The organism is Candidatus Cloacimonadota bacterium (assembly GCA_011372345.1).
GTDB lineage: Bacteria > Cloacimonadota > Cloacimonadia > Cloacimonadales > TCS61 > DRTC01.
On sequence record DRTC01000555.1, the window covers coordinates 1 to 16686 of the forward strand.

The 16686-nt window shown below is 38.2% G+C and carries 31 protein-coding genes; all 31 read right to left on the reverse strand.

Features of this window, described 5'->3' with window-relative positions; translation table 11 throughout:
- Positions 1-399: 399 nt before the first annotated feature.
- The 31 genes from ENL20_10525 to tuf all read right to left on the reverse strand — a co-directional run bounded on the left by ENL20_10525 (position 400) and on the right by tuf (position 16674).
- Positions 400-807, reverse strand: a complete 408-nt coding sequence (locus ENL20_10525; protein HHE38988.1) for a 50S ribosomal protein L17 — start codon at positions 805-807, stop codon at positions 400-402.
- 4 nt (positions 808-811) lie between these two features.
- Entirely contained in the window at positions 812-1825 is a 1014-nt protein-coding gene (locus tag ENL20_10530) for a DNA-directed RNA polymerase subunit alpha (GenBank protein HHE38989.1), read from the reverse strand.
- A gap of 131 nt (positions 1826-1956) precedes the next feature.
- Entirely contained in the window at positions 1957-2592 is a 636-nt protein-coding gene (locus ENL20_10535; GenBank protein HHE38990.1) for a 30S ribosomal protein S4, read from the reverse strand.
- A gap of 11 nt (positions 2593-2603) precedes the next feature.
- A complete protein-coding gene (locus ENL20_10540; GenBank protein HHE38991.1) occupies positions 2604-3002 on the reverse strand; it encodes a 30S ribosomal protein S11 in 399 nt (132 codons plus the stop codon).
- 14 nt (positions 3003-3016) lie between these two features.
- Positions 3017-3388 (reverse strand): 30S ribosomal protein S13, encoded by a 372-nt coding sequence (locus ENL20_10545; protein HHE38992.1) that lies wholly within the window; start codon positions 3386-3388, stop codon positions 3017-3019.
- 19 nt (positions 3389-3407) lie between these two features.
- Positions 3408-3524 carry a 50S ribosomal protein L36 gene (locus tag ENL20_10550; GenBank protein ID HHE38993.1) on the reverse strand — a complete coding sequence of 39 codons (117 nt, stop codon included), beginning with the start codon at positions 3522-3524 and terminating at the stop codon, positions 3408-3410.
- 77 nt (positions 3525-3601) lie between these two features.
- Entirely contained in the window at positions 3602-3820 is a 219-nt protein-coding gene (locus tag ENL20_10555) for a translation initiation factor IF-1 (protein ID HHE38994.1), read from the reverse strand.
- 16 nt (positions 3821-3836) lie between these two features.
- Entirely contained in the window at positions 3837-4595 is a 759-nt protein-coding gene (gene map / locus ENL20_10560) for a type I methionyl aminopeptidase (GenBank protein HHE38995.1), read from the reverse strand.
- A gap of 42 nt (positions 4596-4637) precedes the next feature.
- Complete coding sequence (gene secY / locus ENL20_10565; GenBank protein HHE38996.1) at positions 4638-5933, reverse strand: preprotein translocase subunit SecY; 1296 nt, start codon at positions 5931-5933, stop codon at positions 4638-4640.
- 21 nt (positions 5934-5954) lie between these two features.
- Positions 5955-6407, reverse strand: coding sequence for a 50S ribosomal protein L15 (locus tag ENL20_10570; protein HHE38997.1), 453 nt, complete (start codon positions 6405-6407; stop codon positions 5955-5957).
- A 61-nt stretch (positions 6408-6468) separates the two neighbouring features.
- The gene (locus tag ENL20_10575) at positions 6469-6984 is read right to left on the reverse strand and encodes a 50S ribosomal protein L30 (protein ID HHE38998.1); all 516 of its coding nucleotides are present in this window, start codon (positions 6982-6984) and stop codon (positions 6469-6471) included.
- Complete coding sequence (locus tag ENL20_10580; protein ID HHE38999.1) at positions 6974-7471, reverse strand: 30S ribosomal protein S5; 498 nt, start codon at positions 7469-7471, stop codon at positions 6974-6976. Before ENL20_10580 ends, ENL20_10575 begins: the two co-directional genes overlap by 11 nt.
- 50 nt (positions 7472-7521) lie before the next feature.
- Complete coding sequence (locus ENL20_10585; GenBank protein HHE39000.1) at positions 7522-7896, reverse strand: 50S ribosomal protein L18; 375 nt, start codon at positions 7894-7896, stop codon at positions 7522-7524.
- A gap of 15 nt (positions 7897-7911) precedes the next feature.
- Positions 7912-8481: a 50S ribosomal protein L6 gene (locus tag ENL20_10590; GenBank protein HHE39001.1), complete on the reverse strand. Its 570-nt coding sequence runs from the start codon at positions 8479-8481 to the stop codon at positions 7912-7914.
- A gap of 12 nt (positions 8482-8493) precedes the next feature.
- Positions 8494-8907: a 30S ribosomal protein S8 gene (locus tag ENL20_10595; GenBank protein HHE39002.1), complete on the reverse strand. Its 414-nt coding sequence runs from the start codon at positions 8905-8907 to the stop codon at positions 8494-8496.
- An 11-nt stretch (positions 8908-8918) separates the two neighbouring features.
- Positions 8919-9104 carry a type Z 30S ribosomal protein S14 gene (locus ENL20_10600; GenBank protein ID HHE39003.1) on the reverse strand — a complete coding sequence of 62 codons (186 nt, stop codon included), beginning with the start codon at positions 9102-9104 and terminating at the stop codon, positions 8919-8921.
- A 13-nt stretch (positions 9105-9117) separates the two neighbouring features.
- The gene (locus ENL20_10605; GenBank protein HHE39004.1) at positions 9118-9660 is read right to left on the reverse strand and encodes a 50S ribosomal protein L5; all 543 of its coding nucleotides are present in this window, start codon (positions 9658-9660) and stop codon (positions 9118-9120) included.
- Positions 9661-9672: 12 nt separating this feature from the next.
- Positions 9673-9978 (reverse strand): 50S ribosomal protein L24, encoded by a 306-nt coding sequence (locus ENL20_10610; protein HHE39005.1) that lies wholly within the window; start codon positions 9976-9978, stop codon positions 9673-9675.
- A gap of 182 nt (positions 9979-10160) precedes the next feature.
- The gene (locus tag ENL20_10615; protein ID HHE39006.1) at positions 10161-10529 is read right to left on the reverse strand and encodes a 50S ribosomal protein L14; all 369 of its coding nucleotides are present in this window, start codon (positions 10527-10529) and stop codon (positions 10161-10163) included.
- Positions 10530-10539: 10 nt separating this feature from the next.
- Positions 10540-10794: a 30S ribosomal protein S17 gene (locus ENL20_10620; GenBank protein HHE39007.1), complete on the reverse strand. Its 255-nt coding sequence runs from the start codon at positions 10792-10794 to the stop codon at positions 10540-10542.
- A gap of 9 nt (positions 10795-10803) precedes the next feature.
- Complete coding sequence (locus ENL20_10625; protein ID HHE39008.1) at positions 10804-11007, reverse strand: 50S ribosomal protein L29; 204 nt, start codon at positions 11005-11007, stop codon at positions 10804-10806.
- The gene (locus ENL20_10630; protein HHE39009.1) at positions 11004-11423 is read right to left on the reverse strand and encodes a 50S ribosomal protein L16; all 420 of its coding nucleotides are present in this window, start codon (positions 11421-11423) and stop codon (positions 11004-11006) included. Before ENL20_10630 ends, ENL20_10625 begins: the two co-directional genes overlap by 4 nt.
- Positions 11424-11436: 13 nt before the next feature.
- The gene (locus ENL20_10635) at positions 11437-12084 is read right to left on the reverse strand and encodes a 30S ribosomal protein S3 (protein ID HHE39010.1); all 648 of its coding nucleotides are present in this window, start codon (positions 12082-12084) and stop codon (positions 11437-11439) included.
- Between the two features lie 11 nt (positions 12085-12095).
- On the reverse strand, positions 12096-12434 hold the full coding sequence (locus tag ENL20_10640; GenBank protein HHE39011.1) for a 50S ribosomal protein L22: 339 nt from the start codon (positions 12432-12434) through the stop codon (positions 12096-12098).
- Between the two features lie 30 nt (positions 12435-12464).
- Complete coding sequence (locus tag ENL20_10645; protein ID HHE39012.1) at positions 12465-12728, reverse strand: 30S ribosomal protein S19; 264 nt, start codon at positions 12726-12728, stop codon at positions 12465-12467.
- Positions 12729-12739: 11 nt separating this feature from the next.
- On the reverse strand, positions 12740-13567 hold the full coding sequence (locus tag ENL20_10650) for a 50S ribosomal protein L2 (protein ID HHE39013.1): 828 nt from the start codon (positions 13565-13567) through the stop codon (positions 12740-12742).
- A gap of 19 nt (positions 13568-13586) precedes the next feature.
- Positions 13587-13871, reverse strand: a complete 285-nt coding sequence (locus tag ENL20_10655) for a 50S ribosomal protein L23 (GenBank protein HHE39014.1) — start codon at positions 13869-13871, stop codon at positions 13587-13589.
- Positions 13871-14503: a 50S ribosomal protein L4 gene (locus tag ENL20_10660; protein ID HHE39015.1), complete on the reverse strand. Its 633-nt coding sequence runs from the start codon at positions 14501-14503 to the stop codon at positions 13871-13873. The genes ENL20_10655 and ENL20_10660 overlap by 1 nt, the downstream gene beginning before the upstream one ends.
- 15 nt (positions 14504-14518) lie before the next feature.
- Positions 14519-15142 (reverse strand): 50S ribosomal protein L3, encoded by a 624-nt coding sequence (locus tag ENL20_10665; GenBank protein ID HHE39016.1) that lies wholly within the window; start codon positions 15140-15142, stop codon positions 14519-14521.
- Positions 15143-15154: 12 nt separating this feature from the next.
- Positions 15155-15475: a 30S ribosomal protein S10 gene (locus ENL20_10670; GenBank protein HHE39017.1), complete on the reverse strand. Its 321-nt coding sequence runs from the start codon at positions 15473-15475 to the stop codon at positions 15155-15157.
- 14 nt (positions 15476-15489) lie between these two features.
- The gene (tuf, locus tag ENL20_10675) at positions 15490-16674 is read right to left on the reverse strand and encodes an elongation factor Tu (GenBank protein ID HHE39018.1); all 1185 of its coding nucleotides are present in this window, start codon (positions 16672-16674) and stop codon (positions 15490-15492) included.
- Positions 16675-16686: the final 12 nt, after the last annotated feature.

A 16686-nucleotide genomic window follows, 5' to 3' on the forward strand; every position in this document is an offset into this window, starting at 1 on the left:
AAAGAAATTTCATTTCGGATAATACTTTCTCGCACAAAAAATCAAAGTAAAACTTTTCAGCAATTGCATTCCTTGTCATTGTTCCAATGACATTTTAAAATTTAGGAATGAGGAGAAACAGTAGTTTTGAAAATTTCACGATCCCGATACATCGGGATTGGTAAGTTTGGATTTTTAAGCGGCTAATTTTTTTTCAAAAAAATTAAAAAAACCGATCATAAATCGAGATTAATATCTTTCCAATCCTGAAAGGATTGAATGTTAACAACTGGAGAAACAATTTCCTTTTTATTCAAATCTTTCAGAGTTTTATGAAATCGCTCAATTTCTACAATTTTATCCAACAAAAAAAGACTGCTCAGTCAAAAACCGAACAGCCTTTCATATTTTTTGAATATTCTATTTTGCGATATCTTTTGTTTTTATTTTCTCATCTTTATGAACTGTTTCTTTTCCTTCGATAAATTCGATGATCGCCATAGATGCACAATCACCTCTGCGAACACCATTTTTCAAAACACGAGTATAACCACCGTTTCGATCTTCGTATCTGGGAGCAAGTTCATCGAAAACTTTTTTTACGAGAGTTCGATTATTTAAAATTCTGAAAGCAAGCCTGCGATGATGGACTGTTCCCTTTTTTGCATAAGTTATAACTTTTTCAGCTAAACTCCGCATTTCCTTTGCTTTAGCTACGGTTGTATTAATTCTTCCGTGTTCTATTAAAGAAACGACAAGATTTTTTAACATTAATTTTCGCTGGTCACTTACTCGACCGAATTTTTTCCCTCTAACTTTATGTCTCATGGTTTTATCCCTTTTTTACTGTTACCTTTTTTTTTGCCTTGGTGATCTGCCCCTGTTTTCCTTTGACATCAAAACCAAGATGTAGATCATATTTTTCCAGCAGGACATTGATCTCTTCGAGAGATTTCTTGCCAAAATTTCTATATTTCAACATCTCATTTTCTGTTTTCTCGATCAGTTCTCCAATCGTATCAATCTTAGCTGCAGAAAGACAATTACTGCAGCGAACGGAAAGTTCCAGTTCATTCACATTTGTGGATAGTATTTTTTCCATTCTTTCAAGTTCCGGATCCATCTCGACTTCTTCTATATATTGAGGTTCTGTTTCAAACAGAACGATCTTATCATAAAGGTCACGCAAAATTTTTGCAGCAAGATATAAAGAATCTTTAGGATCGATACTTCCATCGGTAGTTATCTCTATTGTTAGTTTATCATAATCGATCCTTTCGTCAACCCTCTGATTTGAAACATTAAAATTGACTTTTGTGATGGGAGAATAAATGGAATCTATCGGAATCACACCAACAGGCTTATCTTCAAGGTTGTGTTTATCTGCAGAAAAATATCCTCTACCAATTCCGGTCCAGAGTTCCATCCTGAAATCCACATCTTCCGTCATCTCCAATAATACAAGATCTTTGTTAATGATCTGTACATTTTGAGTTTCCTGAATATCAGCAGCGGTAACTACACCTGCACCTTTATGTTCTAATATTAACATCTCCTCATCTATTGATTCCGATCTTATCACTAATTTTTTTAATCTTAAGATCAAATCGACAAAATCCGAGTCCGAACCGGGAATAGCAGTAAATTCATGATGCAAACCTTCGATTTTTACAAATCGGATTGCTGCTCCCTGGATCGAGGATAACAGAACTCTTCTTAAAGTATTACCAATTGTTGTAGCAAAACCGGGTTCTAACGGACCAATTTCAAAACTACCAAAAGTTGGGGTGTATGTATTTTCATCTACTTGAACTTTTTCCGGTAATTGTAAAGGTTCAAGAAACATCATAAAACTCTCCTGTTTTAAATCACCAAGAACACGAAATTACACTAATTTCTTTATATCTTCGTGCTTCTTCGTGAACTTTGTGACTGATTTTCTCTGTTTCATAATTATCATAGATGTTTGAAAACTATTTATTTTGAATAATACTCGACAATCAGTCGCTCGTCAACATCCAGAGCTATTTGTTCACGGGTTGGGATGCTGATGATCTTCCCGAAGAATTTATCCTTCGTAACTTCAAACCATTCAAAGTTAGCAACATCTGTCGAAGCTTCGATAGCTTCCTGGATCAATGGTATATTTCTACTTTTTTCTTTGATCACAACTTCATCTCCCGGTCTAACTAAAAAAGAGGGAATGTTTACTTTATGATCATTAACTAAAATATGACCATGACTGATGATCTGTCGTGCAGATTTCCGGGAAGGAGCAAAACCCATGCGAAAAACAATATTGTCGAGACGAGTTTCCAGGAATTGTAATAAATTCTCACCTGTAACTCCTGATTTTTTTGCTGCCATTTTAAAGTATTTTCTGAATTGTCTTTCCAGGACTCCATAAATTCTGCGAACTTTCTGTTTTTCCCTCAGATGAATTCCATAGTCGCTTACCCGTTTCCTGAAACCTTTTGCACTGCCGTGTTCTCCCGGAATGAAAGGTTTTCTTTCAAATGCACATTTATCTGTATTGCAACGAGCGCCTTTGAGGAATAATTTTGTTCCTTCTCTTCTGCATAATTTACATGATGAACCTGTGTATCTTGCCATAGTTATATTCCTTATATTCTTCTTGTTTTTCTCGGTCTGCAGCCATTATGAGGTATAGGTGTAACATCGGTTATGGAAGCAATCTTCAAACCGTTTGAATCCAGAGACCTGATCGCAGATTCTCTTCCACCACCTGGACCTTTGACCATAACTTGAACCTTATTTATTCCCATATCCAGAGCAACTTTTGCTACTTCTGCTGCTGCCAATTGAGCAGCAAACGGTGTACTTTTCTTTGAACCTTTATATCCGATCTTTCCACCGCTTGACCAAGTGAAAACATTTCCTGCTTTATCCGAGAGAGTTACAATAGTATTATTAAAACTGGAGTGGATATGAGCAACACCTTCATTAAATGACAGGCGAGTTCTTTTTTTCTTTGTTTTTTTTTGTACTGTTTTTTTAGCCACTATTTCTCTCCATTTTATTTTTTCCTGCCGGTTACGGAACCTCTTTTGCGTCCTCTTCTGGTTCGGGCATTCGTGTGAGTTCGTTGTCCTCTGACCGGCATCCCTTTTTTATGTCTGAGACCTCGGTAGCAACCGATTTCCATCAAACGCTTGATATCCATTGCTATCTGAGTTCTTAACTCCCCTTCTACCGAGTAATCATTTTGAATTATTTCTCTTAACTTTTTTTCTTCATCGACAGATAGGTCTTTTACTTTTTTATTTTCATCAATTCCTGCTTTTTCTAATATTTCTTGTGAAATTGATTTGCCTATCCCGTAAATATATGTGAGACCAATTACAATTCTTTTATCTTTTGGCAGTTCGATTCCGGATATATGAGCCACTCAAATTCCTCCTTTAAGATTAACCCTGTCTTTGTTTATGTTTGGGATTACTGGGACAAATTACCCGTATAATTCCATTTCTTTTGATAATTTGACAATCTTTACAAATCTTTTTTACAGATGCTCTGACTTTCATTTTTTCTCCTACACTAATTGATATCGTTATTCTTTCTTCGTTCAACCTTGAACCTTTGAACCTTGAACCTTCTTTTCCTATTTATAACGATATGTGATCCTTCCTCTATTCAGATCATAAGGTGATAATTCAACTTTGACCTTGTCTCCGGGAAGAATACGAATATAATGCAATCTCATCTTACCCGAACTATGAGCAAGAATCTCATGACCGTTTTCTAATTCTACTTTAAAAGTCGTATTCGGTAATGCTTCTTTAACTATACCTTCGACTTCGATGACTCCTTCTTTAGCCATTTAAGACCTTCCCCTATTAACATGCAGTTAATATTTCAGGTTCTCCTTCCGTAATTAAAATCGTATGTTCAAAGTGGGCAGATAAAGAATCATCTGCTACAAAAAATTCCCAACCCTTTTCATGAATCCGATGGGTTCCAATATTGACCATCGGTTCAATGGCAATAGTCATTCCTTTCTTCAGTCTGGGACCTTTTCCTCTGATCCCGAAATTAGGTACGATCGGTTCTTCGTGCATTTTTTTTCCGATACCATGACCTGTTAAATTATCTGCTACAAAATATCCTTTCTTTTTGACCAGAGAACTGATCGCAGAAGATATATCCCCGATCCTCGCTCCATGCTTTGCCTGTTCAATTCCAGCATTCAGAGCTTGTTTTGTTATTTCCATCAATTCTTCGGCTTTCCTGGAAACCTCACCTACTTTATAAGTTCTGGCACCATCCCCGCAAAAACCATTTTTAAATGTTCCAACATCGATGCCGATGATATCTCCTTCCTTTAAGATTATTTTTCGGGAAGGAATTCCATGCACTATACACGAATTTACAGATGCACAGATCGAAGCCGGGAAAGGAGATAAACCATAAGCAACATAACCTTTGAAAGCAGGCTTTGCTCCCTGTGAAAGGATATAATCTTCAGCGATCTTATCGATCTCTAAAGTGCTGATTCCCGGTTTGATATAATCTTCCAAGTTTTGAAGCAATTGAGCTACAATGCGATTACTTTCCCGCATTTTCACAATTTCTGCTGCATTTTTAATATGGATCATATTGTTTCAATCATCACTCTATAAAAGAAGTAGAATAAAGAACTAACGTCTTCTTCCCCGCAATTTACCTTTCTTCATGAAACCTTCATAATGACGCATTACCAGGTGAGATTCAATTTGTTGAAGAGTATCCAGAGCAACACCCACAATTATAATCAAACCTGTTCCTCCAAAATAGAATGGCAGGTTAAACCATTTGGACATAAATTCTGGAAGAACGGCAACAAAAGCGAAGAAGATCGCTCCCGGTAGTGTTATTCTCAATAATACATTATTTATATATTCTGATGTTTTCTTTCCCGGTTTTCTGCCCGGAATGAAACCACCGTATTTTTTCATATTTTCAGCCATTTCAATTGGATTAAGCACCATTGCCGTATAAAAATAGGCGAAAAATACAATCAAGCCGACATAAATTACAGTATAAACAAATGCTCCGGGAGATAGAAGTTGAACGACTCCATTCATAAAATCGCTGTCTTTAAAAAAAGTAGCGATCGTTCTCGGGAACATCAAGATCGACTGTGCGAAAATGATCGGAATAACTCCAGCAGTATTTACTTTCAGAGGAATGTGTGTTGATTGTCCGCCATAAATTTTTCTGCCGATTATCCTCTTTGCGTATTGAACCGGAATTTTCCTGATCGCTTCCGTGATCATAACAACAGATGCTGTTACAAACACCATGATGACCAAGACAAAAACAACATGGAAAATCGGCATTGCCCCAATCCTGACCATATTGAACATATTTATAAATCCTTTCGGATAACGGGCAATAATTCCGGCAAAAATTATCAAAGATATTCCGTTTCCAATTCCATGTTCGGTTATCTGTTCACCGAGCCACATAATGAACATTACACCTGTTACCAAAGTCATAACACATGTAAAAATAAATAATGGACCTGGATGAGGAACAGCTCTTCCACTTGCTGTTTCCAAACTTTGCAGGAAAAAACTGATGCCAATAGCCTGGAAAGCTGCGACCACTACAGTTCCATATCTTGTATATTGATTGATCTTTTTCTGACCTTCAGCCCCTTCTTTTTTTAATTTTTCAAAGAAAGGCAGCACGCTACCAAGTAGTTGGATAACGATCGAGGTAGTAATGTAGGGCATAATTCCCAAAGCAAAAACCGAAGCTCTCTGCAGGTTACCACCAACAAAAAGATCAAATAATCCGAACAGGTTTCCTGAACCTTTCCCGGGATCTAAAAATTCTTTCAGAATTTGGGCATTGATACCCGGAGTAGGAATGAAACTTCCCAAACGATAGATGATCAGAATCAATCCGGTGAACAGGATCTTTTTCTTTAAATCTGGAATTTTAAAAATATTAGTGATACTTTGTAACACCTAAATTACCTCCGCTTTCCCACCAAATTTTTCAATAGTTTCTCTGGCAGTTTTGGAGAAAGCATTTGCTTTTATGATTAATTTTTTGTCAAAATTTTCGATCCCTTTTGCTAAAATTTTAACAGGAGCTTTTTCCTTTGCTTTCGGTTTTCTGATCAGGCTTAGCTCTTCAAATTTTGTGATATCAAACTCGTTACCTTCGATATCCTGTAATTTTCCTAAATTTAAGACTCGATAATTAAGTTTGAAAATATTTGTGAAACCTCGTTTTGGAATCCGTCTTTGCAAAGGCATTTGACCACCTTCGAACCAGGCTGGAATATTTCCGCCGGAACGGGATTTTTGTCCTTTGTGACCTTTTCCGGCTGTTTTTCCAAAACCTGTACCATGGCCTTTTCCCAATCTTTTTTTATGCTTTTTTATTTTAGGTCTTTCAATTTTATGAAGTTCCATTAACTTCTCCTTGATCAAATATTCTTGAAAAAAATACTTATTAAAATTATTCTTGAATATCTTATTCCTTTTCAGGAATTTCTGCCTTTTCTTTTTTTACTTTTTTTGCCTTTTTAACTGGTTCAGGCTTTTTTTCTTTCTCCGGTATTATTTTAACCTTGGTTTCAGCTTTTTTTGGTTTTGAAGAAGATTTCGTTTCTTTAGTTTCTTTCGTCTTTTTAGTTTCTTTTTTTATTTCAGGTTCAGGTTTTGCTTTTTTCTCTTTAACTGTAACAGGTTCTGTAACAGGTTTTGTTTGGAGAGTTTCTTTCTTTTTCTCAACCTTTGGTTTTTCTTTTTTAACTTCCGGTTTGGGAGTTGGTTTCGCTTTTTCAGAAGCAACCTTTTTTTCAACTATTTCTTCGATCTCTTCAACCTTAACGAGATGAGAAACCTTGTTTATCATTCCCCTGATAACCGCATTATCATCATGAATTCTTGACCTATTGATCTTACCGAGACCAAGAGCAATGATCGTTCTTTTCTGATTTTTTTTTCTTTTGATCGTGCTTCTGATCTGGGTTACTTTAAGCTTCATCTGGAACCTCCAGACCGGTTAATTCTTTAATGCTCTTTCCTCTTAATTTACTGATATCAGATATTGTCCTGAGTTTTTGAAGACCATCAACAGTTGCTTTGACAACATTAGCCTGGGTATTTGAGCCAAGAGATTTTGTCAGGATATTTTCTACTCCGGCTGCTTCCAGAATAGCTCTGGCAGGACCGCCGGCAATGACACCGGTTCCGGGGGAAGCAGGTTTTAACATGATCTTACTTGCTCCGAATCTACCGATTATCTCGTGTGGAATGGAGCCATTAACGATCGGAATCGAGAACATATTCTTTCCTGCTTTTTCTTTAGCTTTCCTGATAGCATCAACGATTTCATTTGCTTTGCCAACGCCAACTCCGACTTTTCCGTTTTTATCTCCAACCACGACCGTAGCGTTAAAACTGAAATTTCTTCCACCTTTAACAACTTTCGCTACTCGATTGGTAGTAACAATTTTTTCAACTGCAAACAAAGGCTCATTTTGACGAAAATTATTTCTTTTAGCTTCCAAGTCTTTCCTCCTTAGAATTTCAAACCGGCTTTGCGAGCGCCATCAGCAAGAGCTTTCACTCTGCCATGATAGAGATAACCTCCACGATCAAAACTTACTTCTGAAATTCCTAGTGCTATTGCTTTTTCTCCAAGTTTAAGACCGACTTCAAAACTCTGTTCGACTTTCTTTTTTGATCTATCGAGTTTGATCTCTTTCGAGTTTGATGACATCATTACCAATGTATTTCCAAGGTCATCATTTATTATTTGAGCACTGATATTTTTCAGGCTTCTGAAAACAGATAATCTGGGTCTCTCCGAAGATCCGAAAATCTTCTTCCTGATCGATTTCCTGCGTTTCCGACGAGCCAGGTATTTTTTTAAGGTAACTGCATTATTGTCCATTTTTTATCTCCAAAATTAGGCTGAAGTCTTACCAGGTTTGATCTTAACATATTCGCCTTCATACCTGATACCTTTACCTTTAAAATTTTCAGGTGGACGACAATGTCTGATCTCAGCCGCAAATTTTCCGACATCTTCTTTGTGAATACCACTGATCCTGACAATGGATTGAATTCCGAGTTTGCTTTTCTGAGCTCTGGGAACTGCTTCAGCTTCAACTTTTATATTTTCAGGTATTTCCAGGAGTATATCATGAGAAAAACCTATGCTTAGTTTTAACCAGATTCCAACTATTTCTGCCGAATAGCCGGTTCCAATAACCTGTAAGACTTTTTTATAGCCTTCACTCACTCCGATAACCATATTATTGATCAAAGCACGAGTCAGACCGTGTAAACATTTTTGCTCTCTCGAATCATCTTCCCTGCTGATCTTTAATAAATTTTCTTCCTGAACAACAGAAATTCCAGGTTTCATGATATATTTAAGTTCTCCGTTTTTACCCGAGACATCAATATTCTGTCCTGCGATGGAAACTTTAACACCATCAGGTAATTTTACCGGAGTTTTACCTATTCTTGACACGAGTTCCTCCCTCTACCAGACTTTACAAATATATTCTCCGCCGATCTTCTGTTGGCGAGCATCTCTGTCGACCATCAAACCTCGATTTGTCGATAAAATGGCACAACCGGTATTATTATAGACCGATGGAATATTATGGGAATTAACATAAATGCGAAGTCCCGGTTTGCTAACTCTTTGAATTCCCTTTAGAACAGATTCACCATTATTCGTATAACGGAGATTAATAAATATTTTTTTTCTGTGTATTTTCTTATCAGGATCTCTATCGACAATATCATAGCTGTTGATAAAATTTTCTTCAGCTAATAATTTAACAATAGATTCATTTAAATTACTATAATTAATAGTAACTGTTTTATGATTTACCCTGAAGGCATTTCTGATTTTTGTTATTGCGTCGGAAATTGGATCTGAAACACTCATTTTATTCTCCTCTACCAACTTGCTTTTTTTACACCGGGTATTTGACCTTCAGTAGCAAGTTTCCTGAAACAAAGACGGCATAGACCGAAATCGCGCATATAAGCTCTTGAACGACCACATATCATACAACGAGAGTATTTTCTAACCTGAAATTTAGGTGTTCTTTTTTGTTTTTCTACCCAAGATTTTTTTGCCAAAATAACTCTCCTTCTAATTATTTTTGAACGGCATACCAAGATTGCGAAGAAGTTCTTTTCCTTCCTCATCGGTTTTTGCCGTGGTTACTATAGAAATATTCATACCTCTGACAGCATCGATTTTATCATATTCAATTTCCGGGAAAACTGTTTGTTCTGTTATTCCTAAAGTATAATTTCCTCTGCCGTCAAATGCTTTAGGTGAAATACCTCTGAAATCACGGATTCGAGGAATAACAATCGAGATCAATCTATCCAGGAATTCATACATAATTTCACCGCGCAGAGTAACTTTGCAACCGATCGGCATACCTTCTCTCAATTTAAAATTGGAAATCGATTTCTTGGCTTTGGTGATGATAGGTTTCCGACCTGTTATCTGAACCATATCTTTTACCGCATTATCGAGCAGAGCTTTGTTCTGAGTTGCAGCTCCAACACCCATATTGACGGATATCTTTTCCAATTTTGGTACCATTAGAATATTTTTATAATCAAAATGCTTTTTTAAAGCGGGAATAGTTTCTTTTTTAAATTTTTCCTGTAAACGACTCATTCCCAAACTCCTTTATAATTCATCACCGGTTTTTTTACAAACTCGAACACGATTTTTTCCAATCTGTTTAAAGACAGCCCTGGTCACATCTCCTAATTTTTCATTAAATAATTTTACATTGGAAACATTGATCGGAGCTTCTTTTTCGACGATTCCACCCTGTTGATTCTGCTGGGTCGGTCGAGTATGCTTTTTGATAAAATTCACTTTTTCAACGATCACACTGTTGGTCTTCGGGTAAGCTTTTAAAACTTTACCCTTAACACCTTTGTATTTACCGGCAATAACAACAACAGTGTCACCTTTTTTTATTTTCATGCTATTTCTGTGAGGAAGCTGCATTTTTTCGTGAAAGCTCAATTTTTTGCTTCTTCCTTTGCTTTTATCTTTTCCGGATTTCTGGTAACCACCATCACCGGATGTTTTTCTTTTTGTGCGTGTATCTTTTTGCTTCTTTTCCATTTATCAAACTCCTGCAGAATTTCCTTAAAAGAACTTTCTTAAAGAACTTCCGGTGCTAATGATATTATCTTCATAAAATGATGCTCTCTCAATTCTCTGGCAACAGGACCGAAAATACGGGTTGCTTTGGGTTCTCCTTTTTCATCGATCATGACCACTGCATTATCCTCAAAACGAATATAAGAGCCGTCTTTCCTTCTTGCTTCTTTATGTGTGCGAATAATAACAGCTCTTTCGACCGAACCTTTTTTGATCTTGCTGTTTGGAACAGCAGTCTTTATCGCTACTACGATGATATCTCCAAGTCCGGCATATTTTCGTTTGGAACCGCCTAATACTTTGATGCATTGTGCTTTTTTGGCACCTGAGTTATCTGCTACATTCAACATTGTTTGAGCTTGGATCATTTCAGGCTCCTTATTTTCTTTTTTCGATTATCTCGCTGAGAATCCATCTTTTATCTCTGCTGATTGGTTTGCTTTCCTGGATCTGGACAACATCACCGATCTGACATTCATTCTTTTCATCATGTGCCTTAAAATTTTTATGTCTTCTCACGATTTTTTTGTAGAGCGGATGTTTGAACTGTCGTTGAACTTTGACAACGATAGTTTTCTCCATTTTATCGCTGACCACTATTCCGGTTTTTGTAACTTTTCTTCCGTTAGTCATTATTACCTCTTATGCTGAAGATTCGCTCTTCTTTCTTTCTGTTATCAAGGTTTTGATACGAGCTATATCCCGACGCACATCTTTGATTCGCAACGGGTTTTCCAGCCTGTTCATTGCTTTCTGAAATCTTAAATTGAATAATTCTTCCCTGGAATCTTCATACTTTTGCCGGAGTTCATCATTTGTTAATTCCCGGAGTTCCATTATTTTCATATTTCAACTCCTTCTCTACAGATTATTTTTGTCTGCACAGGTAATTTATGTCCGGCAAGCCTGGCAGCTTCCTTGGCAACTTCCGGATCAACTCCTTCGAATTCAAACATTATTCTTCCGGGTTTGACAACTGCCACCCAATATTCAGGAGCACCCTTACCTTTTCCCATTCTCGTTTCAGCAGGTTTTTTAGTGATCGGTTTATCAGGAAAGATCCTGATCCATAGTTTTCCCGCTCTCTTCATTGTTCTCGTGATAGCAACACGAGCAGATTCTATTTGACGACTCGTGATCCAGGCTGCATCAAGAGAGATAATAGCGTAATCACCAAAATTGATCGTACTACCCCTGTAAGCCAGACCTTTTCTGCGACCCTTTTGCTTTTTCCTATATTTAACTTTCTTTGGAGCTAACATCTATTTTTTCTCCTTATTTAAAGATATCGCCTTTGTAAATCCAGATCTTGATGCCGATGATTCCGTAAGTTGTTGTAACTTCTGTAAGTTTATAATCGATATCAGCTCTGAGAGTATGAAGCGGAGTCCTGCCTTCATGATATCTTTCTGTTCTCGCCATTTCTGCTCCACCCAATCTTCCGGCACACTGAACTTTTATACCTTGAGCTCCGTTTCGCATAGCATTTCGCATGGCAAATTTCATTGCTCTTCTGAAAGAAATTCTCCGTTTAAGTTGTCTTCCGATTTCCAGACCAACCAGAGAAGCATCCAACCACATATTTTTTATTTCCTGAACATTTACAAAAACATTCAAAGTAGAAGTTCTCGTTTTATTGACAAGGATCGATAATTCATTCCTGATCTTTTCGATCTCCGCCCCTTTTCTTCCAATCACCTGTCCCGGTCTGGCAGTATGAATATCGACAGTAACGGATTTAGTTTTCCGGGCAATGATGACATTCGAGATCATCGCATCCTGCAGACGATTTCGAACATATTTTTTTATTTTCAGATCTTCATGGAAGTTAGTAATATATTCATCTTTGGTTGCGAACCAGATGGATTCATAATTTTTATTAACACCAATCCTATAACCGACAGGATTAACTTTTTGTCCCAAAGTTTTCCTCCTTATTCCTTACCCATGATCTCAAGGGTTATGTGACATGTTCTTCTTCTGATAACTGTTGCTCTACCATGAGCGCGAGGTCTGTGTCTTTTCATAATGGGACCATCATCAGCAAAAACTTTGCTTACGACCATATTATCCATATCTGCCTTTCCTTCTTTAACCGTAACATTTGCTATTGCAGAATTTAGGATTTTGGCAACATTTGTGGCGACTCTTTTCTTTGAGAAAAGCAATATTCTTTGAGCTTCAGGTACGGATTTGCCGCGGATCAAGTCCAAGATCAATCTTGCTTTCCGTGCCGAACCTCTTAAATTTCGTACTCGGGCTATTGCTTCCATTACTTCTGCTCCCTTATAAATTTTCAGTGTTTATTTTTTTACTCTATGACCACGATATGTTCGTGTCGGAGAAAATTCTCCTAATTTGTGACCCACCATATTTTCCGAAATATAAACCGGAACAAATTTCCGTCCGTTATGAACGGCAAATGTATGTTCCACAAATTTAGGAATTATCGTTGATCTGCGAGACCAGGTTTTGATCACCTGTTTCTTGCTTTGAGCATTCAAATCATCAACTTTTTTTTCCAGATGTTTATCTACAAAAGGCCCTTTTTTGATTGATCGAGACATATATCACCTTTTTATTTCTTTTTGGATTTAATTATATACTTATCGGAATATTTGTGTTTTTTACGGGTTTTCCCGCCTTTTGCCAAAACTCCCCAGGGAGAGACCGGATGTCCGCCGCCGGAAGTTTTTGCTTCTCCTCCACCCATCGGATGATCAACAGGATTCATGGCAACACCTCGCACTGTCGGACGAATTCCCATCCATCTTTTACGACCTGCTTTTCCGACTACGATGGAGTTGTGTTCGATATTCCCAACCTGTCCGATCGTAGCGTAACATTCTTTCCTGATAAAATGGACATGATTGGAAGGCATTCTGATATGAACATAGCCGCCTTCTTTGGCAACGAGTTGCCCGTAAGCTCCTGCACTTCTGGCCAGTTGACCACCTCTTCCGGCTTTGAACTCGATGTTATGGATCGTCGTTCCCATCGGAATATTCGCGAGTGGAAGAGCGTTTCCAACTTTGATCTCAACCTTCTCACCGGAATTGACTGTATCTCCGACCTTTAAATCGAGCGGAGCCAGGATATATCTTTTTTCACCATCAACATAATGCAGAAGAGCGATGCGAGCGCTCCTATTGGGATCATACTCGATGGTGGCTACTTTAGCTGGAATATCGTGTTTATTCCTTTTGAAATCGATGATCCGGTAATGTCTTTTATGTCCGCCGCCTCGATGCCTGCAAGTAATTCTGCCATGATGATTTCTTCCTGCTTTCTTGGGCAGAGGTTTGAGCAGAGATTTTTCAGGTTCGGTTTTAGTGATTTCATCAAAAGTAAAACCTGTTTTGAATCTCAAGGTCGGAGTGACCGGTTTGTATTTTTTAATTCCCATCTAAAAGCTCCCTCAATTTCTATTCGAAATCAGCAATTTTATCACCTTGTTTGAGCTTGATAATTGCTTTTTTCCAATCCGCTCTTTTACCGGAATTACGACCCATTCTTTTGATTTTTCCCCGCTGCCTGATCGTATTCACGGCGAGAACATTAACATTAAATATTTTCTCTACTGCTTTTTTTATCTCGATTTTGTTAGCATTGATGCTGACTCTGAATGTATAACTATTATTAATATTGTTTAATGAAGTAGTTTTTTCCGTCACCATCGGAGCGATGATAATTTCTCTTTCGTATCTCATTATGCAAATACCTCCACGATCTTTTTTAATGCCTCTTCGGTCATGATCAGGTGATTGCATTTGAGAATTTCATAAGCATAAATAGAATCGGCTTTATCCATACTGGTATAAGGCATATTACTGAATGATTTGATCAATTCGTGATCATTTCCGTCGATGAGGAGAAGTTTTTTACTTTTTTCAGGAGAAATTTTAGTGAGGAGTTCTTTTGCTCGTTTCGTGTTCGGTTTATCGAATTCGAGTGATTCGAGAATAATAATTTGATTATTTTTTGCTCTTTCCGTGAGGGCAAGTTTCAAAGCTAATCTTTTTTTCTTTTTTGGAATATGTTTATACCAGCTTTTTGGTTTGGGACCAAAAGCGCGGCCTCCACCGACTCTGAGCGGAGTTCGGAGATTCCCCGGACGGGCATTTCCGGTTCCTTTCTGCTTAAATAATTTTCTCCCGCTGCCTTGAGCTTCTGCTCGCGTTTGCACTGCTGATGTTCCCTGCCGCTGATTCGCTAAATACATGTTTATTACTTCGTATAATAATGCTTTAGGATTTTTTGATTCAGCTGCGAAAAGTGAATCCGGTAAAGCTACTTTTCCAATTTCTTCACCTTCAGCTGAATATTTGATTGCTTCCAACATTTCCATGACTCCCTATTACAGTTCTTTCCTGAGAAGAACTAAACTATTTCTATGACCGGGAACAGCACCTTTGACAAAAACAAGATTTTTTTCAACATCGACTTTCGCGACTTTCATGTTCAGGATCGTAGTTCTTTTGTTACCCATTTGACCCGGTAGTTTTTTTCCTTTGAAGACACGGGATGGCGTTGCACATTGCCCGATCGCTCCTGGGCCTCGATATGATTCATGAACTCCATGTGTGGCTTTGAAACCATGAAATCCATGTCTTTTCATAACTCCTGCAAAACCTCTACCTTTAGATGTTCCCGTAACCTTGAGCATTTCATTTTCTATGAACATACTGACATCAAAAATCTCACCTTCTTCGATATCTTTATAAACTCTCAAACGGAATTCTCTTAAATATCGATAAGTATTACTTTTATGTTTTTTCAAATGTCCTTTATGAGGTTTGTTAATTTTCTTTTCATCTATTTCTTCAAAACCGAGTTGAACAGAATCATAACCATGTTTTTCTTTTGATTTACGATGAATGACCTGGCACGGACCTGCCTGAACAACAGTAACGGGAATAATTTCTCCATTTTTCCCGAAGACCTGTGTCATCCCGAGCTTTCTTCCAATTAAACCTATCATGACAAACTCCTTTTAAGCCTTGATTTCCACATGGACACCCGCGGGAAGACTGAGTTTTTTCAAAGCCCCTGTAGTTTGTGGGGTCGGATTAACAATATCGACCAGTCTTTTATGAACTAACATCTCAAACTGATCCTGTGCTTTTTTATCAACATGAGGAGATCTTAAAACTGTATATAATGTCCTTTCCGTAGGTAGAGGGATCGGACCGACGATCTTAGCTCCGGTATTTCTTGTGTTTTTGACAATTTCTGCTACAGATTTATCCAAAAGACGAAAATCGTATGCTTTTAATTTTATCCTGATTCTGTTTCCTGCATCTTTTTTTGACACTTTATCCTCCGGATCTATTCGATGATTTCGCTGACAACACCAGCACCGATTGTTCGTCCACCTTCACGGATTGCATAACGAAGACCTTTCTCCATCGCGATCGGAGTTATAAGTTCTGCCGAAATTGTGACATTATCACCCGGCATGACCATCTCGACTCCTTCAGGTAAAGTCAAACTTCCGGTAACATCGGTTGTGCGGAAATAGAATTGTGGCCTGTATCCGCTGAAGAACGGTTTGTGTCGTCCACCCTCGTCTTTCGTCAGAATATAAGTTTCTCCTTTGAATTTGGTATGAGGGGTAATAGATTTCGGTTTAGCGAGAACCATTCCCCGTTCTATTTCATCTTTTGCCATTCCGCGCAGGAGGATTCCCACATTATCTCCGGCTTGTCCCTGATCGAGGATCTTGCGGAACATCTCAACTCCGGTACAAGTAGTCTCTTTCGTCTCTCTGATACCGACTCGTTCTATCTTCTCCCCAACCTTGATTACTCCCCTTTCGATCCTTCCGGTGGCTACTGTTCCGCGACCGGAAATTGAAAATACATCTTCCACGGGCATCAGGAACGGTTTGTCTGTATCTCGTTCGGGAAGAGGAATATAAGCATCTACTTCTTTCATCAAAGCAACAACTTGTGCTTCTCCTTCCGGATCTCCGTTCAGAGCTTTCAGCGCTGAACCGGTTACGATTGGAATATCGTCTCCGGGAAATTCATATTCTGTTAATAATTCGCGGACTTCAAGTTCTACCAGTTCCAGCAATTCTTCATCATCTACCAGATCTGATTTATTCAGGAAAACAACCATTGCCGGAACTCCTACCTGACGAGCTAGAAGAATATGTTCCCTGGTTTGCGGCATGGGTCCGTCTGCTGCGGAAACTACCAGAATAGCTCCATCCATCTGAGCTGCTCCGGTGATCATGTTCTTCACATAATCTGCATGCCCGGGACAGTCAACATGGGCATAATGCCGATTCTCTGTTTCATATTCAACATGGGCTGTGGCGATCGTGATCCCTCTTTCCTTTTCTTCCGGAGCATTGTCGATACTGTCGAAGGAACGGAAATCACTTCCGCCTTTCTTACTTAAAAAAAGCGTGATCGCAGCTGTTAAGGTTGTCTTTCCATGATCTACATGACCGATCGTGCCAATATTTACATGGGGCTTCGTCCTCTCAAATTTTGCCTTAGCCATCTTTTACCTCCT